This is a genomic window from Mesorhizobium sp. RSR380A (assembly GCF_054719385.1).
Window position 1 is genome coordinate 5,381,886 of the sequence record NZ_JBTTIB010000001.1, and the last position, 24,822, is coordinate 5,406,707.

Annotated in this window: 22 protein-coding genes and 1 pseudogene; 15 read left to right on the forward strand and 8 right to left on the reverse strand. The window is 60.9% G+C overall.

Annotated features, from left to right (window positions below; all coding sequences use genetic code 11):
* Window positions 1-12 precede the first annotated feature (12 nt).
* The 8 genes and pseudogenes from ACYG9Z_RS26060 (at window position 13) to ligD (ending at window position 8,094) form a co-directional block, all read left to right on the forward strand.
* Window positions 13-954, forward strand: a complete 942-nt coding sequence (locus ACYG9Z_RS26060) for a carbohydrate ABC transporter permease (RefSeq protein WP_023705662.1) — start codon at window positions 13-15, stop codon at window positions 952-954.
* Window positions 954-1,802: a carbohydrate ABC transporter permease gene (locus ACYG9Z_RS26065; RefSeq protein ID WP_050586890.1), complete on the forward strand. Its 849-nt coding sequence runs from the start codon at window positions 954-956 to the stop codon at window positions 1,800-1,802. Before ACYG9Z_RS26060 ends, ACYG9Z_RS26065 begins: the two co-directional genes overlap by 1 nt.
* 12 nt (window positions 1,803-1,814) lie before the next feature.
* A complete protein-coding gene (locus ACYG9Z_RS26070) occupies window positions 1,815-2,909 on the forward strand; it encodes an ABC transporter ATP-binding protein (RefSeq protein WP_023705660.1) in 1,095 nt (364 codons plus the stop codon).
* Window positions 2,906-4,879, forward strand: a complete 1,974-nt coding sequence (locus ACYG9Z_RS26075) for a hypothetical protein (protein ID WP_023752936.1) — start codon at window positions 2,906-2,908, stop codon at window positions 4,877-4,879. The genes ACYG9Z_RS26070 and ACYG9Z_RS26075 overlap by 4 nt, the downstream gene beginning before the upstream one ends.
* Window positions 4,880-5,033: 154 nt before the next feature.
* A pseudogene (locus ACYG9Z_RS26080) lies at window positions 5,034-5,282 on the forward strand (hypothetical protein); the annotation flags it as partial.
* A 36-nt stretch (window positions 5,283-5,318) separates the two neighbouring features.
* Entirely contained in the window at window positions 5,319-5,813 is a 495-nt protein-coding gene (locus ACYG9Z_RS26085) for a YidB family protein (RefSeq protein ID WP_023682271.1), read from the forward strand.
* Window positions 5,814-5,868: 55 nt separating this feature from the next.
* Entirely contained in the window at window positions 5,869-6,228 is a 360-nt protein-coding gene (locus ACYG9Z_RS26090; protein WP_032911339.1) for a DUF4112 domain-containing protein, read from the forward strand.
* Window positions 6,229-6,324: 96 nt separating this feature from the next.
* A complete protein-coding gene (gene ligD, locus ACYG9Z_RS26095) occupies window positions 6,325-8,094 on the forward strand; it encodes a DNA ligase D (RefSeq protein ID WP_023752937.1) in 1,770 nt (589 codons plus the stop codon).
* A 13-nt stretch (window positions 8,095-8,107) separates the two neighbouring features.
* Here the strand turns inward: ligD and ACYG9Z_RS26100 are convergent, their stop codons facing one another.
* The 5 genes from ACYG9Z_RS26100 to ACYG9Z_RS26120 all read right to left on the reverse strand — a co-directional run bounded on the left by ACYG9Z_RS26100 (window position 8,108) and on the right by ACYG9Z_RS26120 (window position 12,883).
* On the reverse strand, window positions 8,108-8,299 hold the full coding sequence (locus tag ACYG9Z_RS26100) for a DUF3606 domain-containing protein (RefSeq protein WP_023715431.1): 192 nt from the start codon (window positions 8,297-8,299) through the stop codon (window positions 8,108-8,110).
* A 578-nt stretch (window positions 8,300-8,877) separates the two neighbouring features.
* A complete protein-coding gene (locus tag ACYG9Z_RS26105; RefSeq protein WP_023746308.1) occupies window positions 8,878-9,915 on the reverse strand; it encodes a sensor histidine kinase in 1,038 nt (345 codons plus the stop codon).
* Window positions 9,915-11,402, reverse strand: a complete 1,488-nt coding sequence (locus ACYG9Z_RS26110) for an ATPase domain-containing protein (RefSeq protein ID WP_023682267.1) — start codon at window positions 11,400-11,402, stop codon at window positions 9,915-9,917. The genes ACYG9Z_RS26105 and ACYG9Z_RS26110 overlap by 1 nt, the downstream gene beginning before the upstream one ends.
* Window positions 11,403-11,572: 170 nt before the next feature.
* Window positions 11,573-11,776, reverse strand: coding sequence for a CsbD family protein (locus ACYG9Z_RS26115; RefSeq protein WP_023682266.1), 204 nt, complete (start codon window positions 11,774-11,776; stop codon window positions 11,573-11,575).
* Between the two features lie 273 nt (window positions 11,777-12,049).
* Window positions 12,050-12,883: a CGNR zinc finger domain-containing protein gene (locus tag ACYG9Z_RS26120; RefSeq protein ID WP_352839602.1), complete on the reverse strand. Its 834-nt coding sequence runs from the start codon at window positions 12,881-12,883 to the stop codon at window positions 12,050-12,052.
* Between ACYG9Z_RS26120 and ACYG9Z_RS26125 the strand changes: the two genes are divergently transcribed.
* Window positions 12,801-13,772 (forward strand): DMT family transporter, encoded by a 972-nt coding sequence (locus tag ACYG9Z_RS26125; protein WP_023682264.1) that lies wholly within the window; start codon window positions 12,801-12,803, stop codon window positions 13,770-13,772. The genes ACYG9Z_RS26120 and ACYG9Z_RS26125 overlap by 83 nt on opposite strands.
* A 276-nt stretch (window positions 13,773-14,048) precedes the next feature.
* On the opposite strand, the gene ACYG9Z_RS26130 is transcribed toward ACYG9Z_RS26125, so the two are convergent.
* From ACYG9Z_RS26130 to ACYG9Z_RS26140, 3 genes are all read right to left on the reverse strand, one after another.
* On the reverse strand, window positions 14,049-14,309 hold the full coding sequence (locus ACYG9Z_RS26130; RefSeq protein WP_023682263.1) for a hypothetical protein: 261 nt from the start codon (window positions 14,307-14,309) through the stop codon (window positions 14,049-14,051).
* Window positions 14,310-15,334: 1,025 nt separating this feature from the next.
* A complete protein-coding gene (locus ACYG9Z_RS26135; protein ID WP_023715432.1) occupies window positions 15,335-16,225 on the reverse strand; it encodes an adenylate/guanylate cyclase domain-containing protein in 891 nt (296 codons plus the stop codon).
* Window positions 16,226-16,630: 405 nt separating this feature from the next.
* On the reverse strand, window positions 16,631-17,659 hold the full coding sequence (locus ACYG9Z_RS26140) for a LacI family DNA-binding transcriptional regulator (protein ID WP_023669472.1): 1,029 nt from the start codon (window positions 17,657-17,659) through the stop codon (window positions 16,631-16,633).
* Window positions 17,660-18,014: 355 nt separating this feature from the next.
* Between ACYG9Z_RS26140 and ACYG9Z_RS26145 the strand changes: the two genes are divergently transcribed.
* From ACYG9Z_RS26145 to ACYG9Z_RS26170, 6 genes are all read left to right on the forward strand, one after another.
* On the forward strand, window positions 18,015-19,628 hold the full coding sequence (locus ACYG9Z_RS26145; RefSeq protein WP_023682259.1) for an extracellular solute-binding protein: 1,614 nt from the start codon (window positions 18,015-18,017) through the stop codon (window positions 19,626-19,628).
* 81 nt (window positions 19,629-19,709) lie between these two features.
* On the forward strand, window positions 19,710-20,570 hold the full coding sequence (locus ACYG9Z_RS26150; RefSeq protein WP_023715433.1) for a carbohydrate ABC transporter permease: 861 nt from the start codon (window positions 19,710-19,712) through the stop codon (window positions 20,568-20,570).
* Window positions 20,567-21,523, forward strand: a complete 957-nt coding sequence (locus ACYG9Z_RS26155) for a carbohydrate ABC transporter permease (protein ID WP_023752938.1) — start codon at window positions 20,567-20,569, stop codon at window positions 21,521-21,523. The genes ACYG9Z_RS26150 and ACYG9Z_RS26155 overlap by 4 nt, the downstream gene beginning before the upstream one ends.
* Window positions 21,520-22,611 carry an ABC transporter ATP-binding protein gene (locus ACYG9Z_RS26160; RefSeq protein ID WP_023715434.1) on the forward strand — a complete coding sequence of 364 codons (1,092 nt, stop codon included), beginning with the start codon at window positions 21,520-21,522 and terminating at the stop codon, window positions 22,609-22,611. Before ACYG9Z_RS26155 ends, ACYG9Z_RS26160 begins: the two co-directional genes overlap by 4 nt.
* 1 nt (window position 22,612) lies before the next feature.
* Window positions 22,613-23,674 (forward strand): ABC transporter ATP-binding protein, encoded by a 1,062-nt coding sequence (locus tag ACYG9Z_RS26165; protein WP_023715435.1) that lies wholly within the window; start codon window positions 22,613-22,615, stop codon window positions 23,672-23,674.
* A gap of 35 nt (window positions 23,675-23,709) precedes the next feature.
* Window positions 23,710-24,807 carry a Gfo/Idh/MocA family protein gene (locus tag ACYG9Z_RS26170; RefSeq protein WP_352518864.1) on the forward strand — a complete coding sequence of 366 codons (1,098 nt, stop codon included), beginning with the start codon at window positions 23,710-23,712 and terminating at the stop codon, window positions 24,805-24,807.
* The last annotated feature ends 15 nt before the right edge of the window (window positions 24,808-24,822 follow it).

Here is a 24,822-nt window from a genome sequence, read left to right on the forward strand (position 1 = left end):
TTGGATACGCCTATGCAGCCCACCGCCACGATCCGTCGTTTGAAGGCAGCCGGCGCACCGCCCCGGCTGTCTGCCTTTGCTCAATGGGCAGACCGTCATTTCAAGTGGCTGCTGGTCGGCCCCGCTGTGCTGCTGATATTGGCACTGTCGATCTATCCGCTTCTGTTCTCGCTGGTGGTATCCTTCATCAACTACGACTTCCAGGTGCCGGGCCACGCCTTTGTCGGATTGAAGAACTTCGAGCGGGTCGTGTTCGATCCCGTAGCACGTTGGTCCCTGTTGCTGACAGCATCGCTGTCGGGCATCAGCGTCGCTATAGAATTCGTTCTCGGCCTCTTGGTGGCGCTGACAATGGTGCGCAGCTTTCCGGGCCGCGGTGTGATCATGTCGATCCTGATCGTGCCGCTGTTCATCAGTCCGGTCATCGTCGGCCAAGCCTGGACGCTGCTTTTACAGCGGCCTTTCGGACCGACGAACTATATCCTGACGCAACTATTGGGGCAGGAGGTTACGATCGGCTGGATGACGGAGCGCCCGTGGCTCTACGTCTCGCTGATCATCGCCGATGTCTGGCAGTGGACGCCGTTCATGTTCGTCATCCTGCTCGCCGGGCTGACCGCAATCCCACCCAATCTCTATGAGGCGGCAGAACTCGACGGCGTCAACGCCTGGCAGGTTTTTTGGGCGATCACGCTCCCGCATCTCGGGCCGATGATGCTGCTGGCGCTGACCTTCCGTCTGCTCGACGCAATCCGTATGTTCGACACCATTTTCATCATGACAGGGGGTGGCCCGGGAACACAAACCTACACGGCCTCCTATTATCTTTATACCATCGGCTTCACACAGTTTCATCTGTCGCAGGCAACAGCAGGAAGTTGGCTGTTCCTGATCTTTACGGCGCTCATCGTGACGTTGCTGGTGCGTCGGCTCTTGAAGGTAGAACCGGTCTGATGGCCGCCGTCGCGCCCGCCCGCCGCAGGAAACGCCGGTCGTTGCCGATCGGCCGAATTCTGCTGCTGGGGTTCTTCCTGGTGTTCGTGCTGTGGCCGCTCTACTGGATGTTCAACACCTCCATCAAGCCCAGCGACGACTACCTCACCGTACCGCCTGTCTGGTTCCCCGCCGCTCCGACGCTTGTCCACTACAAAGCTGCGCTGTTCGCCTATCGTGGTCTCGACGGGCTCATCAACAGCCTGATTATTTCGCTTTCGGCCACGGTGCTTTCGGCGCTGCTCGGCACGCTGATGGCCTATAGCCTGGCGCGCTACGACACCGGCGGCAAGCATCTGTCTTTCTGGGTGCTGTCGCAGCGCTTTTTGCCGCCGATCGGGATCGTGCTGCCGGTGTTCCTGATCTATCGCCAGGTCGGGCTCTACGACACTCATGTCGGCCTGATCATCGCCTATACGGTCTTCACGCTGCCGGTCTCGGTGTGGATGATGTTCGCCTATTTCCGCGGCATGCCGAAGTCGATGGAGGAGGCGGCCCTCGTCGATGGCTGCACGAGATGGGAGGCGTTCTGGCGCGTTGCCATGCCGCTCGCAGCACCGGGCATCGTCGCGGCGGCTGTCTTCGCCTTCATTGCATGCTGGACGGAGTTCTTCTTCGCTCTGATCTTGACCAGCCGAACTGCCTTTACACTGCCAACGGTCTTCCGCGCCTTCATCGGCTTCCAGGGCGCGCAATATGGCGAAGCCGCGGCCCTTGCCATCGTCTCCCTTGTGCCATCGATCGCCCTCGGGGTCCTTGCTCAACGTCATCTGGTGCGCGGGCTGACGCTCGGCGCCGTTCGCGGTTAGGAAAGCTCCCGCATGGCCGAAGTCAAAATTACCGGCTTGCACAAGCGCTACGGCGCGTTCCATGCCGTGCGCGGCATTGACCTCCACATCCGCGACGGCGAGTTCACCGTCCTGGTTGGACCGTCCGGCTGCGGCAAGTCCACGCTGCTCCGGACCATCGCCGGCCTGGAGGAGATATCGGAAGGCACGATCGAGATCGGCGGCGAGGTGGTCAATGATTTCCGGCCGCGCGATCGCGACGTGGCAATGGTGTTTCAAGATTATGCGCTCTATCCGCATATGAGCGTGGCCAAGAACATTGGCTTCGGCCTCAAGGCTCGCAAGATGCCGAAGCCAGAGGTCGAGGTGCGCGTGGCCGAGGCGGCACGCATGCTTGGCATCACTCCCTTGCTGGGGCGTTTTCCGCGCCAATTATCCGGTGGCCAGCGCCAGCGCGTCGCCATCGGCCGCGCCATAGTCCGCAACCCCCGCATCTTTCTGTTCGACGAGCCGCTGTCCAACCTCGACGCACAGCTTCGCGACGAAATGCGCGGCGAAATCAAACGCCTTCACCAGGACATTGCGACAACGATGATCTACGTCACCCATGACCAGATCGAAGCGATGACGTTGGCTGACCGTATCGTGCTGATGCGCGACGGGTTGATAGAGCAGCAGGGCGCGCCACTCGAGTTGTTCGAGCACCCGGCCTCAACGTTCGTCGCTGGGTTCCTGGGTTCGCCGCGGATGAGCTTCCTGCCAGGCACCCTTGCCTTGGACGCAGGCGCCGCTGCCATCCGGCTCGCAGATGCACTGCTACCCTTAGCGCCCGGCAGGGGGCTGAAGGGCGTCGCGGACGGACAGCAGGTGCTGCTCGGGTTGAGGCCAGAACACCTCACTCGTGCGCACACTGCCATGCCGGAGCAGGGCACGTTTCGCTATGAGGCAACGATCGACCTGCTGCAGCCGACCGGCTCGCGCAGTTACGCGACATTCCGACTGGCCGGCGCGCCGGTGATGGCTGAGCTGCAGGCGCACGATGTCAGCCGTCCGGGCGAGAAGCTTGCGATCGACATCAACATGAACCGGGCCTCGATCTTCGACGCCACGACGGAGCGGGCAATTTGACCTCGACAGCTTCCCTGGCAGTCCGCTTGTGTGGCACCGAACAGCTCGAGGCACCGCTGCGCACACTGCGCGCCGGATCATTGTCGGTCGCGTTCGACAATGGCGCCTTGCGTTACATCCGCATCGGGACGATCGAGATCTTGCGCGGAATCTCGTTTCTTGTACGGGACGAAAACTGGGGAACATGTACCACCGTTCTCGATGATCTGCGGATCGACGAGAGGCCGGATGCGTTCGCCATTGAATACCGTGCAACATGTGCCGCAACATCCGGCCGCCTGATTTACCGGGCGCGCGTCTCAGGCAGTGGCGATGGTGCGCTGTCGTTTGTGGCGGAGGCAGAGCCCGAGACTGACCTTTTGACGAATCGGACCGGCTTCGTGGTCCTTCATCCGATCGAGGGCTTGGCCGGCAAGCCGATAAAGGTGCTGCATGAGGATGGTCACGACGAGCTATCGTTCTTTCCGGACCACATCGATCCAAAATGTCCGTTCACCGACATCCGGGCGTTGTCGCACGAAATCGCGCCTGGGATCTGGGCGACATGCACCATGGAGGGTGATGCCTTTGAGATGGAGGACCAACGCAATTGGTCTGACGCCTCCTATAAAACATATGTCCGCCCTCTGCGTCGCCCGTGGCCTTACAGACTGCCCAGGGGCCAGAAATTCACGCAGGCCGTCCGGCTTCACGTGTCAGGAACGCTCCCTGCCGGGACGTCTGAAAATCGCAATCCACTCATCAACCTGACGATCGGCGGACCGGTCGGCCGAGTGCCCCGCACTGGCGTCGGCGTCGCCGCCGACGAGGCAAAGCACGCGCTCGAAACCCCCGAGCTCCTACGACGAATGGCTCCCCAGTGGATGGTCTGCCAGGTCGATCTCCGGATCGCACACGGCCAGGACGAACTAGAAAGCTACGCCGCGCTCGCACGGCTGACCGGCGCTGGCGTGGTCCTCGAGATTGTCACCAAGGGCACGCGCGATCCATTCGGCGAATTGGCGCCGGTCGCGGATGCTGTCCACTCACTCGGCCTCAAACTAGAAGCTGTCTCCGTCTTTCCGGCGCAGGACATGACATCCGTACAGCCGGGAGCACCGTGGCCGACTATGCCCAGCTTCCACGAAAGCTACTCCGCCGCTCGCCGGGCTTTCCCGGGCATCGCGCTGGGCGGCGGCATGGCCGCTTACTTCACCGAACTCAACCGCAAGCGTCCGCCAGCCGAAGCGCTCGACTACGTGACCTTCACCACCTGTCCCAGCGTGCACGCCGCAGATGATGTCTCGGTGATGGAGACACTTCAGGCAATCCCCCATCTAATCCGCTCCGCGCATGCTTTCATGGGGGAACGCTTGCCACTGCGTATCGGTCCCATCCAGCTCGGCTGCCGTGAGAACCCATACGGAAAATCCACTACGCCGAATGAAGCGAACGCTCGCGTCTGTCTATCGCGCATTGATCCTCGTCAGCGCGGGCTGTTCAATGCGGCTTGGACTGTCGGATATTTCGCGGCCTGCGCTCGCGAAGGAATCGAGGCCGTCGCGTTCGGTGACTTCGCCGGCCCCTTTGGCCAAATCCATAGGAAGGCTGATTTCGTGCAGCCATGGTATGATCAGCAGGATGGCCCAACGGTCTATCCCGCTTTCCATGTCTTGGCTGGTCTCTCAAAGCTCGGCGGAGCCACCTTGCTGTCGGTAGGAACTGCCGGCGCTGACGGCGTCGCCACGATCGCGGCTGAAAAAGATCGCCGCGTGACCCTGTGGGTCGCTAACCTTACCGCCAAGACGCAATCTGTGCGGCTTTCGGATTCGCCGAGCAGCGCCCGCATTGCTCTTCTCGGCGCCGAGCAGTTCGAGCGGGCGGCAACCGATCCCGACTTCATGGAAAGTTCCGCAAGACCGCTGGATGATCAAAGCATCTCGCTTGGCGCCTCCGCCGTCGCGCGAGTCGACCTCGATCGATCGTCTTAGGCCTAGTGATGTTCGCTGTTTGGCCAAACCCCCGTCAAAGATGAGGGTGGTAGTTCCATACTCTAAGGCAGCGCGTGGAATCCATCTCGCTTATACGTTGTACTATCGCGACGGCGACCAGGCTCGCTAGGTTCCGCCTGCCGAGACGCCAAGTTTTGAGGACGCTCGCGCCGAAGCGATCCGTTGCGGAATCGGCCTGTTGGCTGATCTGGGCGATGACGATATGACCGGATGGTTAGTGCGCATGCGCGATCAGGCAGGCAACGAGCTTTGCACGATCAACGTCTGCGAGGCCGAAGCCGCACCGCAAACGGAAACAAGCCGGTTAGGCAGCACCGCTCATGTCTGTGTCGATACGCCAGCCCTTATTCAATTAGATCGTCGCCAGTCGGAACTTTTGTGATGTTGAGCCCTTGTCCATTGAACAGTGGAGGTACCAATGGCTAACCTGGGAAAATTGGCGATCGCGATGCTCGGCGTCTTGGCATACCAAAATCGCGACAAGATCGGCGACATGATCCGTGGAGCGGGTGATCGCAACCCAAATGATCCGCAAGGCGGGATTCTGGATCAGCTTTCAAAAGGCGTTTCGGGGACCGCGCTTGGCGATATTCTCGACCGGTTCAGAGGGGCAGGCGCCGGATCGAAGGTCGATTCGTGGGTAGGCACCGGGCCGAACGAGCCGATCCAGCCAAGCGAGGTGGAAGCAGCCATAGACGAAGACACCCTGACTTCCCTCTCGATGCAGACCGGCCTTTCGCGCGAGGAGCTCATAAGCCGGATCACGCGAGATTTGCCTGAGGCCGTCAGCAAAATGACGCCTACTGGTGAATTGCCCGTTGAGGCGCCGAAAAGCTCCGGTGAGACGACCTTGCTCGACGACGTGCCATCGCACAGGACGCAAGCGAATTCAGGCGGTCAAAGCGATATCTAAGGTGACGGCTATCCATCAGGGAGAGATACTAAATCGTACTGGCGCGCGAGTTGGCATGATCGGGCAGGGCGGTCACGGTGGTGATACAGCAAACGTACTTGCCGAGTTGGATCTATTGGCCGCGCTACTCGATTCCCGCTGGCGCATTCCAGGCACATCAATTCGTTTTGGACTGGATGCGCTCGTAGGTCTGGTCCCCGTACTCGGAGATGCGGCGACGGGCATTGTCTCGGCCTACATCGTCTTGCGAGCTCGAAACGTCGGTGCCGGAAATGGGTTGGTCGCCCGCATGCTAGGCAACGTGCTGCTGGATACGCTCGTAGGAAGTGTCCCAATTCTCGGCTCGATCTTCGACGTCTATTTTAAGGCGAACAATCGCAACATCACTCTGCTGCGCCGCCACATCAACAAGTGAGGCGGATAACCAATCGTCGCGATGCAATTCTTCTAAAAGGCTCGGAACCGACAGGGGCGCTGGGGCTTGAGTCGCGATTCCTGGAGTCGCGAGCATATGACCAGTGCCATTGACCGGCTTTCGTTCATCGAGTTCCAATCGCCCACACTGGTCGAGAAAGCTCCCGAAGGCGGAGATTGGCTTCACGAGATCAAATATGACGGCTACAGGACGCAGCTGGTCGTTGAAGGCGGAAAGGCGCGAGCATTCACGCGTCGCGGCTACGATTGGTCCCACCGTTACAAGAGGATTGTTCAGGCCGCGGTAAGCTTGCCGGTCAAATCCGCTATCATCGATGGTGAAGCTGTCGTCCTGGGCGACACCGGCCTGCCGGACTATCAAGCCCTGGAACGTGAGCTGGGCAACCCAAGTTCGCTGCGGATGACTCTCTACGCCTTCGACCTCCTGTACCTCGATGGCCGTGATCTACGGGAACAACCGTTAGTGAAGCGCAAGGCTGCGCTGAAGAAGCTGCTGACCGAAACCGAGCCAACCCTGACTTATGCCGAGCATCTGGAGGTGAACGGCAAGGATATGTTCGACCATGCCTGCCGGATGGGCATAGAGGGAATCGTATCGAAGCGAGCGGATGCTCACTACCGCTCGGGCGTCCAGACCAGTTGGGTCAAGGTCAAATGTGTCAAGAGCGACACTTTTCCAATCGTGGCTTTCGTCGAGAAACTTGGCGCGCAGCCGCGCCGCATCGCATCGTTGTACATCGGCAGGCGAGAGGGCGACCGGCTGCTTTATGCCGGGAAGGCCCAGACCGGCTATACGCTGGACGCAGCCCGGCGCGTTAGGGAGCGGCTTAATCCGCTTGTTGTCGCCAAGTCACCGCTGTCGGAGCCGATCAAGAAGCCCAAGGCGACATGGGTCAAACCAGACGTTCTTGCCGAGGTACAATTCAGTGGCGTGTCTGACCGCGGCATCTTGCGGGAGGCGGTCTTCAAGGGACTACGCGAGGATCTTAAGGCAATCCCGCCCAAGCCTCCATCGCCCTCCAAGCGGAGGTCGGAAGGACAACACGGCGTCCCGCGCGAGAACATTCTCCAGCTGCTACCCGATGCGGTTGCACCTTCCAAGGAAGAGCTGGCAGACTATTGGCGGCGGGTCGCTGATCAAGTTCTAGTTCATCTCGTTCGGCGACCGCTGAAGCTGGTCCGCCACGCCTCTGGCGCAACCTTCTATCACAAGGGACCGCTACCTCGGATACCGGCGTCCGTGCACCAGCTCCGCGTTCAAAAGCGCGAAGGCGGCGAAGGCATTCGGGTATGGATAGATGACATGGATGGTCTGCTTGGCTTGGTCGAGATGGATGCCGTTGAGCTTCATCCTTGGAACGCGACGATTGAAGACATCGAACATGCGGACCGGCTCGTCCTCGACCTCGATCCCGGAGAAGGCGTGCCATGGGACGCTGTGATCGAGGCCACGCTGGCGCTACGGGGCATCTTGGAAGCGGCAGGCTTGGAGAGCTGGCCAAAGGTCACTGGCGGCAAAGGCATCCACTTGATGGCCCCGCTCGTTGCGACGATGAACCATGACAGCGCCCGGAAACTGGCCAAGTCGCTCGCCCACCGTCTGGTTGATACCGATCCTGACCGATACCTGTTGTCAGCTGACCCCGCAGCCCGAGGAGGCCGGATCTTTCTCGACTATCTCCGCAACGGACGGGGCAATACCGCAATAGGCGCTTTTTCCCCGCGAGCGCGGCCCGGCTTCCCAATTGCCCACCCGGTCACATGGAAGCAAGTCGAGGCGGGCATCCGGCCAGACGTTTTCACGCTCGCGCAGCCTTTCAGACCCGCTCGTCGAAAAGCCGCGTGATGCGTCGCGACCATCAGCCGATATCAGCCCGTTTTCTTGCCTCGCGTTCGAGCCTCTTCCGGTCGTTGCCGTGTTCTCTGATTAGCTCGCGGACCTGTTCTGGCGTGATACGATGCTGTTTGGCGAAATAGCGAACCTCATAATCTTCATCGACTGATACACGATTGCGATCTCGAAAATCACGCTTGCTCTTATCGTCTGCCATTATCTTTCCTCCTGATCAGAGAAACAACGACCGACGTTGTATGTTCCCGGCGCCTCACTTCGGCCGCCAGATGCGCGGGCTGTCTGACCGTACTGGGGCCGCAGGCATTGCGAAGGTGATCTGGCGAAAGTTGGTTGGCCAAAGGCGAGGGTGATTTCGTTTGCTGTTCGGGATAGCTGACCGTCGATCGAGCCTGCCTGCGGGCCTCTTGGTTTTTACGACGCCAGTCGGAACCCCGACGGGTCGCAGATGATTCAGATGCGCATCCGGGCTATCAACGAGATCGTGATCAAAATGGCGGGGGGTGACCACGAAGGCGACAAAGCTGAGCTCCGGGAGCCCAAAGTTTCGTCTAGGACGCATGACCCGGGTCACAGCGCCGCGGCACGAGTTCGACTTCATCACCAAGGTCGGCCGCATAGACCACGCCGGAGCTCTCGCAATGTTGCAGAGGCATATGGGAGATATAGAGGCGGTCTTTTTCGGAACTGATGTTTTGGCTAAAGCGCTAGACCAGCCTGCCGAGTGACGCTCAGTTAATCCCTATCGCGGCGCCCAGCCTGCCTTTCCGTTGCCGCTCAGTAAGCCGGCACAAGGCGCGTGTTTCGCAACGGCAAGGCCATGGTGAACTGCAAGCCGTCACGATGGTAGTTCAATTCGATCTTTGCGTTGCATTGCACGGTCACGACTTTTTCCAGAAGTGTCGTGCCAAACCCCCGGCGACTGGGCTGCTCGACTTTCGGCCCATCTCGTTCCCGCCAGTCAAGATTGACGATCTGTGTATCGCCGGACCCGCCTAACGACCAGCGGACATCAAGGCGGCCTCCCGTTTGCGAAAGCGCGCCAAACTTCGACGAATTGGAGGCCAGTTCGTGGAAAGCCATCCCGACGGGGACCGCAATGTCGGCGACTAGCGCTACGTTCGGGCCTTCCATAACGATACGCGGCCTGTCGCGCGTCTCATAGTGGTCAAGCTCGCTTTCGAGCAGCTTGTGCAGGGAGGCAGTCTGCCAATAATCGTCGGTAAGCATCGAATGGGTCTGGGCCAGGGAAACGAGCCTGGCTGAAAAATCGCGTACGAAATCATCGACGTTGCCGCTCGACTTGGCCGTCGCGCCCATCATGGCGCGAACGTTGGCCAGCGTGTTCTTGACGCGGTGATGCAGTTCGCGGATGAGCAATTTCTGCCGATCGGCGACCTCCCGCTTCTGTTCGATGTAGGACTGGACCTCACGCTGGCGGGCGCGGGCACGCAAGGCGGAGCGCACCGAGTTGGCGAGGCTCGAAGCCAGAAATGGCCGTTCAAGCACGATCAGATAGCGGTCCAGAAATGCCATCCGCGTGTCGACTTCGTTCCCCCGCATCGTCAGGAGCACGATCGGAAAATCCGACCATGCGGGTTGGGCTTCAAGCCAGGCCGCAAACTGCGTTCGATCGGAACTGAGCAGGGCCTCCTCGGCCACGACAAGGCACTGAGCCTCGTCGAGAAGCGGCACTGCCTCTTCCAAGCTGCCGCACACACGCGAGGCAATCTGGTTTGTAGCCAGGATGGAGGCCGCGATCCTCGCGTCACGGCCAAGCGGCGCCAGCACGAGAACGGCGGGGCTGGACGACATCACAGCGCCTTGTCCCTCAGAAGGTCTGTCTGCTTGCCTTCAAATTCCGGAGATCCCATCAGGATGCCGCGGAATTGTTCCAGTGGCTCACCTACGGCCACGCCGTTACCGCCGATTTTAAACTCACGAATCGTCTCTTCATGGGGGCCGACACGTTTCTTGACAACCGAAATCGCGCGTCTCAACTGACCTGCGTTCTCGAAGAAGCGTAGAAGCATGATGGAATCGCAGAGATAGGTCATATCGACCGGCGCTGCCGTTTGCCCAAACAGCCCGTGATTGGCCAACAGCAGGATCGTCGCCACTGCCTTCTGATTGAGATAGGTGAGGATCTCGTGCATCTGAAGCACCAGATGCTGTTCTTCGGACATGGCATTGAGATAGCCGGTTAGGCTGTCGATCACGACGATCCGCACATTGGATTCTTCGACGGCCGCTTGGATGCGCGAAGATAATTCGCCTGGTGAAAGCTCAGCCGGATTGACACATTCAAGCATCAGCGTGCCGTCCTCGGCAAACGGCTCCAGGTGCATGCCGAGCCCGGCGGCGCGCGCCAAGAAGATGCGCTTTGTCTCGTCAAACAAAAGCACCAGCACACGCTCGCCACGCTCGAGTGCGGCATAGCAATAGGTGCAGGCAATGGTAGACTTGCCAACGCCAGACGGCCCCATCAGCATCGTGCTGGTACCACGGGCCAGCCCGCCGCCAAGCAGGGTGTCGATCCGGTTGTTGCTCATGGCCGGCGTATCATGCTCGGCCACCTCATGCTCGGCTGCAACGAGCCGCGGATAGGCGACAACGCCGCCTGGGCGAATTACGAAATCGTGAAAGCCGCCCCGGATCTGCACGCCGCGCATTTTGATCACGCGTAGCCGCCGACGCTCTCCACCATAGACGGGCGACAGCTGCTCCATCCGAATGACGCCGTGACTGATCGAATGCAAATTGAGGTCATCCTGCTCAGCCGTCAGGTCGTCGAGCATAAGCACCGTCACATTGTTGAGCATGAAGAAGCTCTTCAATGCCAACACCTGGCGCCGATACCGCAATGACCCTTGCGATAAAAGTCGAATTTCAGAGAGCGAATCGAACACCACGCGATCGGGTCTGACGCGTCCGATCTCGGCCATGGCAGACTGCACGGTTTCGCCGAGTTCCAATTCCGAGGAATGGATCAAGGTCTGTAGCTGCGCCGGATCGAAACTGAGCTCCGGCGGCACAAGTTCAAGAATTTGCACCGCCTTCAGGTCCCAGCCGTGACGGCCAGCAACCGAGAGCAGTTCGCGCTTGCTTTCTGACAAAGTGATGTAAAGGCATGTCTCGCCTTTCTTGGCGCCCTCGATCAAAAACTGGAGGCCAAGAGTGGTTTTTCCAGAACCTGGTTTCCCTTCGATAAGATGGGAGCGGTTCCTGGCGTAGCCGCCACGAAGAATGTAGTCGAGCCCGCTAACTCCAGTTGCGATCGCTGAGGCGTCGTCTCTGTCCAACTAATCCCCCAATGTAATTTCGAGAACCAGATAACGACGGGCACCTTTGGCGGTTCCACGTCTCTCCGTGAGCGCTATTGTCGTGAGACGAAAAGGCGACAGGAAGCGCGGCAAAAAAGGGCGCCGTACCTCTCGGAGCCCTTTTTCAAGTTCAGTTTGGAACCGGCGACCTACCAGCCTTGCCGGCCATACCAGTCATCGATGTCGCGCTGAGCGCGGTCCTTCTCAATGCCGTAGCGCTCCTGAATCTTGCCTTCCAACTGATCGCGGTTACCGGCAATACGGTCCAGATCATCGTCTGTGAGTTTGCCCCACTGTTCCTTGACCTTGCCCTTTACCTGCTTCCAATTGCCTTCGACACGGTTCCAGTCCATGGCACCTATCCTTGTTTGTTTCGGACTGAGAAAAACGCCGTAACGCTACCGGAGTTCCCGTCAAGTTTGAGCAGATCGACCGATCGAAGCGTGGCGAGGTAGGCGGCCCCGAAGCAACCCGCTCTGGAACGCGATGATGGCTTGCCGCGCCGGCTGTGTTCTCCACAGTCTTGGCCACAGTCGCTCGCGAGACCAGCTTCGTTGGACAAACAGCGACAGGGACAGCGTGAAGCCAACTATGCTGCGTTGGTCATCCAAGCCTGGCGTCAGATACTAATTCTTGCTGTTGGGAGCCATGTTCCCTGCGGCTTTTGCCCTGAAGCGCCTTACCCGGCTGCGTGTGCCGCAGCTCTCATCCGAGCACCACCGCCTGCGCCCGCCACGCGAGGTGTCAATGAAAAGCCAACCGCAGTTCGGCCCGGTGCACTCGCGCACGCGGCGGCGGTCATTCCTGGACACCAAAAACTCGGCTGTCTCAAAGGCCACGCGGTGGCCGATCGTGTTCAGACTGGCTGCGTCGGTCCACTGCCAAGCGAGGCGGTCGCCGGACGGGAAAAGCGAGCGCTTCGGCAGGGCTAGGGCGACTGCATCGCGCACGATTTGCAAGGCATCGTCCGGCACCCGGGCGCCTGCCGCCTCGGCCTGGAGAGCCGCGTAAACGGCCTCGCGCAAAATCTTGGCCTTTTCCAATGCCGCCTCCGCAAGGAGCGGGCGGGCGGAAGCCTCCGCGAGCAGTGCTCGCGCCTCATCGACGTCGATCAAATCGGCACGTCCAGCCCAGACGACCAGGTCGGCATAGGTCTGCAAGAGGTCTGGGCCCCATACATCGCGTCGCGCGTCGACCGTGTTGACGAAGTCCAGGCAGGCGTGACCGCCAACCATGCGCATGTCGACGATAGTCTTCGCAAAATCCATCCCGGAAACATCGGTTGGCGGAACCGTATTGGCAAGAGGCCGTTGTAACGAAATAAACGTCTTGTGGCCGTTACGACGAACCAACAACGCCCAGCGAAGGCTGCTTCCGATGAACCGCAACACAGCGACATTTTTGGTTTTATGTGTGATCTGGGGCACCACGTGGATCGGTATCAAGGCAGGGATCGCCACCGTGCCGCCTCTGATGTTCGCAGGCACGCGTTTTACAGTAGCCGGCTTGCTGATCCTCAGTGCGACGCGCCTAAGGGGCGCTGCTCTACCAGGGGTGGCGAAAAGGAGTTGGCCGCGCCTTTTCGTTGTTACGTTGTTTATGATTCCGCTTTGCTATGGCCCACTCTTTTGGGGCATGCTCTACATCGATACGGGCACCGCGGCTGTTCTTGAGCTTTCGCTGACCCCCGTCACGCTGCTTGGCTTTGCGTTGCTTCTGGGGGACGAACGCTATGACGGCCGCAGGCTCTTTGCGATTTTGCTCGGTGCGGCCGGTCTGTGCGTCCTGTTCGGGCCCGAAGCCTATGCTAGTTGGACACACGCAGACCAGCAGGGCAGGGGGCTCCGGCTGCTGGCGATGACAGCGGTGGCGTCGGCAGCTGTAATCTATGCATGGGGTTCGGTGCTCGCGCGGCCGCTTCTTGAGGTATATTCATCGGACTTCATCGCCGGCTTCACCACCCTTTTCGGGGGCGCATTCCTAATTCTCATCTCACTCGTTGTGGAGCCAGGCGCGGCCGCGGCTCTAAAAGGCGATTGGGGCTGGCCGGCCTGGGTCGGGTGGCTGTTCCTCGTGCTGTTTGGTTCGTTCATAGGCTACACACTCTTTATCCAGCTCCTGCACGAAATCGGCGCCTCGCGCGCCGGAGCATTTGCCTTCGTCTCACCCGTGATTGCCGTCGTGCTTGGCATCATCACCTACGGCGAGGAGGTTAGCCTGATCGACATCATCGGCATGGCTATCATGCTCTTCGCAGCGTTTCTTGCGCTACGCGAGCGCAAACAGGAAACATCATCCGCTTCCCCGCCGTTGATTCCACGCTCCGCGCGGGCCGATGGCAGAATATGAAAGACGGCGCGCGCATCCAGCCGCCAATCAGCCTTGAGATGGAAAAGCACAAGGTTCGCGTCTATGCGAAAAGAGGGCTTTCCCGGCAGCGTATCCCGCCTACCACCGGCGGCGAGGAAAGCTCCAGCTCATATGACAACACTAGTCGGCGAGGGATTTTGCCGAGTTGCTGTCAAGATTGCAGGCGGGATTTGATGGAAAAATCGCGAGGCTGCAATCAGCGACCTATTCGTTCCGATCGCGATGCAGGCTATCCGCCAACGCGTCGACAAAGTGTCAGCCGCATCGCTTCAGTTCCGCCACCTGAACGCCGAGACGGAATGCCTGACCATCGGCGTAAGAACGTGCATAGCTTTCTGCTTCGAACGGAAACGTCAGGGTGCTGCCGTAGGCGGTGACGCGGACCGTCCACTTCTTGTCGCGAACGAGTTCGACCGAATTGTCGGGCGACGTCATGATTTCCTCCGGCACCAGCAAGGCGAAGGCACGGATAGCGTCGCAAAGGTTGTTTGAATGCAAACAATCCGACACGCTCATGTCGCTTGTTCTATACGCCTCGACTTTCTCTCGATTAGCGTAGCGCCACGGCTGCAATGTTGGTGGCGCTAAGTCCCCTAGCTGCCAAGACCTTTCCCATCGCGTCGGTCCCCTTGCGGCGTCACGCAGCGACCTTTCTGAACCCAATCGCCGAGATCGTCAGCCCGCAGTGTCATCGAGAGAATAGCCGGCAAGCCGCACGGTGCGAATGGCAACTCTGCGACGACTGCTTCAACAACTTTCGCGACTGGCTCATGTGAACGTCGACCACCTGGGCGCTCACACTGGCTTTCTGCGACCAGCCAGCTGCGATGAATTCATCTGATCACCTTTCAGGATTCTCGAGCCATGTGGCGCAGCAACTTGAACTCGATCGGACCAAGAGGAATTTTCCCCGGTGCTGCAAACACGGTGGTATCGAGCTCCATCTCGACGTCGCGATATGTCAGTGGTCTGCGCTTCTGCGCCAATTTCGTGACGGTAGCCCAATCGCGAGCCTTCGCAGGTGGTCGAGGAGCTATTGCGGCGCAAATGGTCTGATGAAGCGTTCGTCGACCCGGGCTGCAACAGCCTGTGCTGACCTTCAGCGCCTGGGGATATCAAGGCGACACAGGGCAGGGAATTGGTCCGGGCATCCCGCTTCAGCCGGCCGCTCCCGTCGCCAGCTCATTGTCTGGCCGACAGTCCAGCACAATTCCCACGCACCGGCCTTTTCGCGGCAAGACCTAGCGCATCATCGATCGAGCGGGCCAGCTTGCTGCCGAAACCATCCACCTGCAGAATGTGGCCTCGGAGCAGGTAGAACTCCGCATCCTGCGAGGGAGATGCACCGGCCGCGGCTCCGTCGAACTCAGCGAGGGAAACGGAAGTCAGCTCTTCGCAGTTCAACTTCGAGAGCAGACGTTCCTGGATTGGCCTTGGCACATTTGTGAACGGTCGATTCCAATGGCTGTCAAAGAGTACGGCGCGATATTGAGGCGCCAGCGAACCAGCTCGAAACCGGTCGAGCTAGTATCCGGGCCGGGTCAATCCGAGACAATTTCGTAGTGAAGAAGCTGGGCTTCGTCGAGGGCCGACTTCACTCCAGGCGAGATGACGCCGGAGCCGAAGAGGATAATATCTTCACGGCGTACGAATACTTCGTGGCCGAGTCCCATGGACACAAATGTGCCCGAAGAGCTTCGTTCGAGAAGCCGAGCTCTGCCATTCAATATGGTGAAGGCGGCGTGGCGCCTCGATACCCAGGGCCGCTCGACGATGATATCGCATTCCGCCGATCTGCCGATTGTCACGGATTCGCCGTTTCGACAGGATCGCAGCTGATCTCTGTAGCGGATGACCAGATGAATCTGCCGCGGCAGGACCGAGCGTCTATCTGTAGTGGCGCCATGGCTGGTGATCTGCGTACCGGGGGCCCCATCGTCGCTCCACAGCGTGTAGACATCGAAGAACTCTTGCTTCCCCTTCAAGGCCATTTTGTCGAGGAGCCGCAGGCCCTTGCGGCTTCTCGGGGAAAGGGCTTCGCAGAAGCTCTGGCTGATCAGCACCTCTCCGGGGTTCGCCGTGGTGGACAACCTTGCGGTGACATTGACAACGTCACCGAATATCGCGCCCCGCGCGCGAATGACCGCCCCGAAATGCAATCCGATACGGGCGCTCAACGGCCCTTTAGTCAGTTGATGGGTAATTTGGCAGACGGCCCTCAGCGCCATTTCCGGGCTCTCGAAGAGGCTGAGTATGTCATCGCCCTTCGAGTAAATGAAATCACCACCGTGCTTGGCGACGATCTCGCGCATCGTGTCCAGGCAATCCGAGACCTGCTGTAGAGCGGCATCGTCTCCGATCCGCTCATAGAGTGGCGTGCTGCCCACGACATCAGCTAAGAGGACTGCGGCAAGAAGCGTTTCCTGGTCCATCGATCTCGTGTCCGACCCAAAAAGTCAGCGTGCGTGTATAACACACGAGGTTGCCTGCGACATATCTGCTCGTGCGCCAGGGGCCGGGGCGATGCCTCAGGTGATCGTCGCGGACGGACGGGCGTATGCCATTCGTCGGCTTCGTGCCGACATCCAGAACCCTCTTCGCCCCAATCGTTCGCGACTTCGGTGCTATGAGTGGACTTGGTCTTTTAGGCTGACCGAGTTGCAACGGGCGACGGCCTTCTCATGCACCATCAACCACGACCCGATCTCGGCCCTCCGACTTCGCACGGAATAGTGCCAGATCGGCGGCTTTGACGAGATCATTCGGGCTCTCGTTCGTATTTGGGACCGGTGGCGACGCCAACGCTGTGCTTTGCGATAAGATCACGGATCCATTGATCAGATTTCAGGTATATTCTCTTTGAAAATCACCTGAAGTCGTGGTTGATGCGGTTCATAGTTCAAGTGCCTGACAGAGTGGCTTAAAATATTGAGCGCTTCCCGCGCCTCGACGCGCGGATTTTGATCTATGACCGCATCGAGCGTCCCATCCAACAAAAGTTCCTTGGTGCCGTCTGTCACCTCGTGGCCGAGAAAGAGAATGTCTTTGGCGCGTCCACGCTCCTTGAGCGCCCGAGCGATGCCGGTGTTGCCGGCGCCGACATTGTAGATCGCGGCAAGATCGGGGTGCCGGTCCAGAAGCGCTGATGCTTCCGAATAAGCCTTCTCTCGGTCATCCAGCATTTCGCGCATCTCGACGATCTTGAGATTGGGCGACTCCTCGGTCAAGATGTGCCGGAATCCCATCTCGCGTTCCTCATGGCCGCGATAGGACAGCGAGCCGGCGAACAGCGCCACCTTGCTTGGGCGTTCCGATCCCATGAAGCGGTTGAGCAGATAGCCGGCCAGCCGCCCCGCGGCGCGGTTGTCGATGCCGATATAGGCCACTCTCGGAACATGCAGGATGTCGGAGGCGATGGTCACCACCTTGACGTCATTGGCCGACAGCGAGCGGATCGCCTCGCGCACCGTTGGATGATCGAGCGCGATCACGCCGACGCCTTGTGTCTGTCCACGCAATTCTTGCAGCAGGCGGGCGAGCCGGTCGGGGTTGAAGCCCTCTATGGTGGCGATGTGGACGTCGAGATCGGGGCGCGCTAGGGCCTGCGCCTCGATGTGTCGATGCAGCATCTTGATGAAGGAATTGGTGCCGGCCGGCAGAGCGAAGTCGAGACGGATGACCTCTCCAGGTGAGGGCCTGGGCGGCGCTCCGTTCGGGCCCTCCGCGATGTAGCCGAGGCGCTGCGCCATTTCGAGCACTATCTCACGCGTGCGCGCCCGCACACCGGGCCTGTTGTTCAGCACGCGGTCGACGGTGGCGGCGGAAACGCCGGCTTCCCGGGCTATGTCAGTCAAGGTGGAACGCACCGTCTTCATCTCCTCAATGCATAAGATCGCACAATGCCGCTAGCCCGTCCGACGGCCACAGCTGCCAGCCATCAGCGATTCTGATGGGAAATGATGTATCCAGCCTAAGCCGATGCGCAAGGAAGTTGGGCTAAATCGCGTCGCCCGGCGTGATAGTCGCGTGCCAGAAAGGCAGATTTCCCATCAAATCGAGGCATTGAGCCGGTGTGTCGACCTTTGCATGACGTATTTTCTCCGCAGTTGCGGTGTTACGATGTATTTTGAGTATTTATGATGTTGACAGCCTTCCGGTGCTGCCGTCAATATCCCTCAATGGGCTCGTGGAGGAAACATCGGGCCTGAGGGAGGAATTCCAATGTCTGATTTGATCCGCATATCGCGACGCGGCTTGTTGGCGTCCGGAGGAAAGGCGGCGGCGTTCGTGGCTGCGGCCGGTATCGCACCGCAATTCATCCGTCCCGGCCGTGCCGTTGCGGCCGACGCGCTGGCGCCAGGCATGGTAGGCGGCCCCACCGGTTTCGAGGGCGCCGAGCGCTATCAATATGGCGCCGACACGCCGGAAGGCCGTGCCGTTGAGGCGGCCAAGGCCTTGAAGGGAGCAGGCAAGGCGCCGGCCAAGATCGTGCTTGGCCTGTCGGATGGCTCGATTGGTCAACTCACACAGCCTTTCCCGGCGGGTGCGCCGTCGATCAAGGAGCTGTGGGAAAAGGAAACCGGCATCCAGATCGAGATCGTCGGCCTGCCGAACGGCCAGGAATTCACGAAGACGATGCAGGACATCTCCACCAAGGGTGGGGCCTATGACATCTACTCGACGGAATGGAACCGCCTCGGCGACCTTGCCGAGACCGGCGGCATCGCCAAGCTCGACGACTTCGTCGCCCAGTACAAGCCCGAATGGGACGATCCCAAGACCGGCTATGTCGACGGCGCCAAGGGCGTGTCGCTGCTCAACAAATATCGCGGGTCCAACTATGGCGTGTCGCTGGACGGCGACTTCCAGACCTGGGTCTACCGCACCGACCTGTTCGGCGACGCCGCCGAGCAGAAGGCGTTCAAGGACAAATTCGGCTACGATCTGGCGCCGCCGAAGACCTGGAAGCAGCACAGTGACATCGCGGGCTTCTTCCAGCGGCCCGACAAGGGCCTGTTCGGCTCCACCGACCTGCGCAACCAGGGTTGGGGCTACACCAACTGGTATCAGCGCTATGTCTCGATGGCATCGCCCAACCAGTTCCTGTTCGGCGACGACGGCAAGCCGCTGATCAATTCCGAGCACGGCATTGCCGCCACCAACGAATATGTCGGCTCGCTCGTTCATCACTCGCCGGACGCGATCTCCTGGGGCTGGCCGGAGCAGTATGGAAATTTCGCCAAGGGCGGCGCGGCGATGACCTGCGCCTTCTCGAACCTGCCGAAATTCCTCGACAATGCCGGCAACAAGGATTCCGCCGTCACCGGCAAGATCGGCTCGATGCTGCCGCCCGGCCGCGAAGTCGACGGCAAGCTGATCAGCCGTTCCGTGCTGTGGTTCTCGCTGACCGGCATGGTCTCGTCTCAGTCGAAAAACCAGGAGGTCGCCTACCTTTTGCTGCAGTGGCTGGGCTCCGCCCGCATATATGCCTGGATGAGCGCCAATCCGGGCGGCTATCTCGATCCGTTCCGGCTCTCGGATTTCTCCGATCCGCTGGTGCGCCAGACCTACCACGCCTACCACATCGACGTGGTGCGCGAGACCGTCGCCCGCACGGTGCCGACGATCAACTATCCCGGCGCCACCGCCTTCCACAACGCATTGGACGAAAATCTGATGGCGTCGCTGACCAAGGCCAAGACAGCGGAACAGGCGATGGCCGACACGGAAGCGGAGTGGAAGAAGATCGCCCGCCGCATCGGCGAGGACAAATTGCTCGAAGCCATCAGGACGAACAAGGAGGCCTGGCCGACGGTTCTCGACCCGATCAGCTGATCCGTCTCCCTGGATCAGCGCTGGAGGGGAGGAGCATCTGTTCCTCCCCGCCGCAGTCAACGCCACCAGCAAAGCAGCCAGATGAAGCGTTCCGTCCCCTTCGAGATATTCCGCTACGCCGCGATCTTCGCGGCGATGGCGGTGACGCTGGTACCGATCCTGTGGATGGTGTCGATGGCCTTCAAGCCGATCACCGAATGGTCGGCGACCGGCGCCGACCTGACATGGTGGCCGAAGAACCCGACGCTCGGCAATTTCCAGTTCGTCTTCGGCGAGTCCAACAACAATCTGATCGTGGCGCTCGACCGCACCGCGCTGAAGCCGATCCTGTCGTCGCTGCTGTCTTCGGTGTTCGGCACGGCGATCGCAATGTCGGCGGGCACGGCTGCGGCCTACGGGCTGTCGCGTTTCGGCTCCGGCCAGAACCTGCCGCTGGCGCTGATCCAGCTCAGGCTGTTTCCGCCAATGGCGGTGATGATCCCGGTCATGATCATGTGGGCCTTCCTGAACTTCACCGACAGCTGGTTTGGCCTGGCCCTGATCTACGGCATCGTCACCCTGCCATTCGCTTTCTGGCTCATGAAGACCTTCTTCGACGACATGCCGCGCGAGATCGAGGAAGCGGCGCTTGTCGAAGGTTGTTCGCGGCTGCGCGTCTTCACCCGCATCACGCTGCCGATGATGCGCGCACCGCTGGCCAGCGCCGCCCTCTTCGTCTTCATCCTCAACTGGTCGGACTATCTGATCGCGCTGCTCCTGACGACGCGCGAATGGGTGACGATCCCCATCTACATGGCCTCGCTGTCCTCCTCGATGACCGGTCAACTCTATGGCGCCAAGGCCGCGCTCGGTCTTATCGCCGCGGTGCCGCCGGTCATCATGGGCATTGCCATCCAGCGCCATCTGGTGCGCGGGCTGACGTTCGGCGCGCTCAAGCAATGAGCGCGGTGACCGTGACTGTCTCGAAGGACGCAAAGGCCGCGCTTGGCAAGCCCGCGCTGCGGGACGAGGGAGCGCGGCTGGGATTCCGGCTGACGCTGCCGGCGCAGATCCTGGTGCTCTTCATCTCCGTCTTCCCGCTGCTGATGCAGCTCTACATCAGCGTCACCGACTGGTCGCCGCTCTCCGGCCTCGGCTGGTGGAACGCATGGGAGATGTGGAACAGCTTCGCCAACTACACCGACCTTGCCGCCGATGCGCGCTTCTGGAGCGCGCTGAGGCGCACGGCCATCGTCATGGTCGTGTGCGTGCCCGTCGAATTCCTGCTTGGCCTGGCATTGGCGACGCTGTTCGCGGACGATTTTCCGGGCAAGCGGATCTTCTATTCGATCCTGCTGATGCCGATGATGGTGGTTCCAGCGGTGGCCGGCTACATGTTCTTCATGCTATTCCAGTCGGGCGGACCGCTGAACGACATCCTGTCGGCACTCAGCGGGTCACGCGTCACCATCGCCTGGCTGTCGGACCCGACGCTGGCGCTGATCGCGGTGATCATCGCCGACATCTGGCAATGGACGCCGCTGATGTTCCTGATCCTGCTTGCCGGCCTGGTCGGCGTGCCGCAGGACCAGATCAAGGCGGCGACCCTGCTCGGCGCCAATGCGTGGCAGCGCTTCGTCACCATCGTGCTGCCGAAGATGAAGACGATCATCATCATCGCGCTGGCGATCCGTGTCATCGAGAACTTCAAGATCTTCGACACGCTCTACATCATGACCGGCGGCGGCCCCGGCGTCGCCACGGAGACGATCTCCGTCTACATCTACAAGGTCACGACGCAGGACCTGATCTGGGGCTATGTGGCGGCGATCGCGCTGGCCATCCTGGTCGTGCTTTCGATCGTTGCGGTATTGGCCATGAAGCGCATGGCGCGCGCAAGGCTGGTGCCGGCATGAGCGCGATCCAGCTGCGCAACCTGGTCAAGACCTTTGGCGAGTTCACGGCGCTGAAGACCATGGACCTCGACATCGCCGATGGCGAGTTCATGGCGCTGCTCGGGCCTTCGGGCTGCGGCAAGTCGACAACGATGAACATGATAGCCGGCATGGAGGAGCCGACCAGCGGCAAGATCCTGTTCGGCGAGCGCGACATGGCCGGCGTGCCGATGGGCCGGCGCGGCGTCGGCTTCGTTTTCCAGAACTATGCCATCTTCACCCACATGACGGTGCGCCAGAACCTTGGCTACGGGCCGCGGATGCGTGGTGCGGCGAAAGCTGAGATCGACCGCCGCGTCGGCGCCACCGCCGAGCTGCTGCAGTTGACGCCGCTGCTCGACCGCAAGGCCGACCGGCTCTCGGTAAACATCCTGCAGCGGGTGGCAATCGGACGCTCGGCGATCATGGAGCCGGCCATCTTCCTGCTCGACGAGCCGCTGTCCAATGTCGACGCCGCCTTCCGGGCGGTAATGCGGACCGAGCTCAAGCAGCTGCAGCGCCAGTTCAGGCAGACGATGGTCTACGTCACCCATGACCAGCTCGAGGCCATGACCATGGCCGACCGCATTGCCGTCATGGATCAGGGCGTGCTGCAGCAGGTGGGAACGCCGCTGGAAGTCTACAACAATCCAGCCAATGTCTTCGTCGCCCGCTTCATCGGCGCTCCGGGCATGAACCTGCTGAAGGGAAGGCCGGCGGAGAGCGACCGGGGCCTGGTGGTCGATCTCGGGCAGCTGGGGGTCACGCCGACGCTGCCGGATGCGCTGGCCGCCACCTTGCGTGGATCGCGCTCTGAGGTGCTTTACGGCTTCCGGCCCGAACAGGTGTCGCTGGTGCAGAGCGGGCAGGGCCTCGCCATGCCGGTGAGCTTCGTCGAGCGGATCGGCGCGAGGACCATCGTCCATCTCGGCGATGGCGAGACCGCCGTGAAGGCGGTGTTCGACAATAATGTCGGACTGTCGATCGGCGAGCTTGCCGTCGTCGCCCCCGTGGCATCGTCCGTGCGTGTCTTCGATGCCCGCAGCGGCATTGCGATGAAGGCAGGTTGACATGGCCGATATCGTCTTTCGCAATGTCAGCAAGCGTTACGGCACGACGCTCGCCGTCGACGACGCCTCGTTCACCGTCAATGACAACGAATTCTTCTGCTTCTTCGGGCCGCCGCTGTCGGGCAAATCGACAATCCTGCGCCTGGTGCTCGGGCTGGAGACGCCTGACGCCGGAGAGATCCTGATCGGCGGCAAACCGGTCAACACCGTCTCGCCGGCCGAGCGCAATGTCGCCATGGTGTTCCAGAACCTGGCGCTGTTCCCCCATATGAGCGCGCGCGACAATGTGCGTTTCCCGCTGGTCGAGCGCAAGGTCGCCGAGGCCCAGATCGAAAAGCGTGTCGCCGACGTCGCCGCCAAGCTGCATATCGGCCACATCCTTCACAAGCCGCCGGCGCAGCTTTCCGGTGGCGAGCGGCAGCGCGTGGCCATAGCCCGCGCCCTGGTGCGCGACCCGAACGCCTATCTGATGGACGACCCGATCTCTGCGCTCGATGCGCGGCTGCGCGAGGAAACGCGCGTCGAGCTCAAGCGCATCCAGCGCGAACTCGGCAAGACGCTGATCTACGTCACCCATGACCAGGAAGAGGCGATGTCGATCGCCGACCGCATCGCCATTCTGGAGAATGGCAGGATCCGGCAGATCGGCGCTCCGGCGGAGATCTACGACCGCCCGGCGAACACCTATGTGGCGCGACTGCTTGGTTCGCCGATGATGAACATCCTCAAATCCGTTCGCGGCGACGGTGGCATCGAGGCCGCAGAAGGCACGGTCAGCATCGCCGATCGCGCTGCTCCGGCCGACGCGATCGAAATCGGGCTCAGGCCGGAGGACATCCAGGTCCGGCCCTGGGTCGAAGGGGGCGTTGGCCGCCCGGCACGCGTGTTCGAGGTCGAGCCGCTTGGCGGCTACACGGTGGTAACGCTCGCCGCCGGAGAGGCGCGGCTGAAGGCGCTGCTGCGCGGCCAGCCCGACATCAGGCCGGATGCGGTGGTAGCGATTTCCTGCGAGCCGGCCCGGGTGCATTATTTCGGGCAGGACGGAGGCGCGTTGGCGAGATGATCGCGGCTGCGAAAACAGAATTTCGGGAGGAAGACATGGCGAGCGAAGGCTTCGAGCCGGACGTGAAGGTCCGCACCAGCGAATACCGGATCGGCTGCATCGGCGCCGGCATGATCATGGCCGAATGCCATCTTGCCGCCTATCGCGAAGCGGGGTTCAACGTGGTGGCGATCGCCTCGCGCACCCGTTCCAATGCGCAGAAGGTCGCCACGCGTTGGGACATCCCGACCGTGCACGACACGCCGGAACAGCTGATCGAGAATCAGCAGGTCGAAATCGTCGACCTTGCCTTTCCGCCCGATCTGCAGCCGGCGCTGATCCGCCATGCGCTGAAGCAGCCTCACATCAAGGCGATCCTGGCGCAGAAGCCGCTGGCGCTGTCGGTCGATGAAGCCGTGAAACTGCGCGACGAAGCCGCCAAGTCCGGCAAGATCCTCTCGGTCAACCAGAACATGCGCTACGACCAGTCGATGCGCGTCCTGAAGCAGATCATCGACAGCGGCGCGCTGGGCGACATCGTCTTTGCGCAGATCGACATGCATGCGATCCCGCACTGGCAGACCTTCCTTCAGGACTACGACCGGCTGACGCTCGCCAATATGAGCGTGCATCATCTCGACGTGCTGCGCTTCCTGTTCGGCGATCCCTCGGAAATCACCACGCTGACACGCAAGGACCCGCGCACTACATTCGAGCATAGCGACGGCATCACCGTCTCGACGCTGCGCTTTCCCTCCGGCATGCTTGCCGTGTCGCTGGAGGATGTCTGGTCCGGACCGCGCCAGGAGGGCTATCTGGACGACCAGCACATCAACTGGCGCGTCGACGGCACCAAGGGTGTCGCCAAAGGCACGATCGGCTGGCCGAAAGGCGTGGCCTCGACGCTGACCTATGCCTCGACCGAGACGACCGGCGGCCAATGGGTCAGCCCGAGCTGGGACACGATGTGGTTCCCGCACGCCTTCATCGGCGTCATGGAGCAATTGCAGCATGCGGTAAAGACAGGCGCGCCGCCGGCATTATCGGTGGCCGACAACGTCAAGACGATGGCACTGGTCGAGGCCGGCTATCGCTCGATCGACGAGGGCCGCACCGTCAAGCTTTCCGAAATCTCGATAAAATCAGCCAACTGAATCGCTTACAGGGAG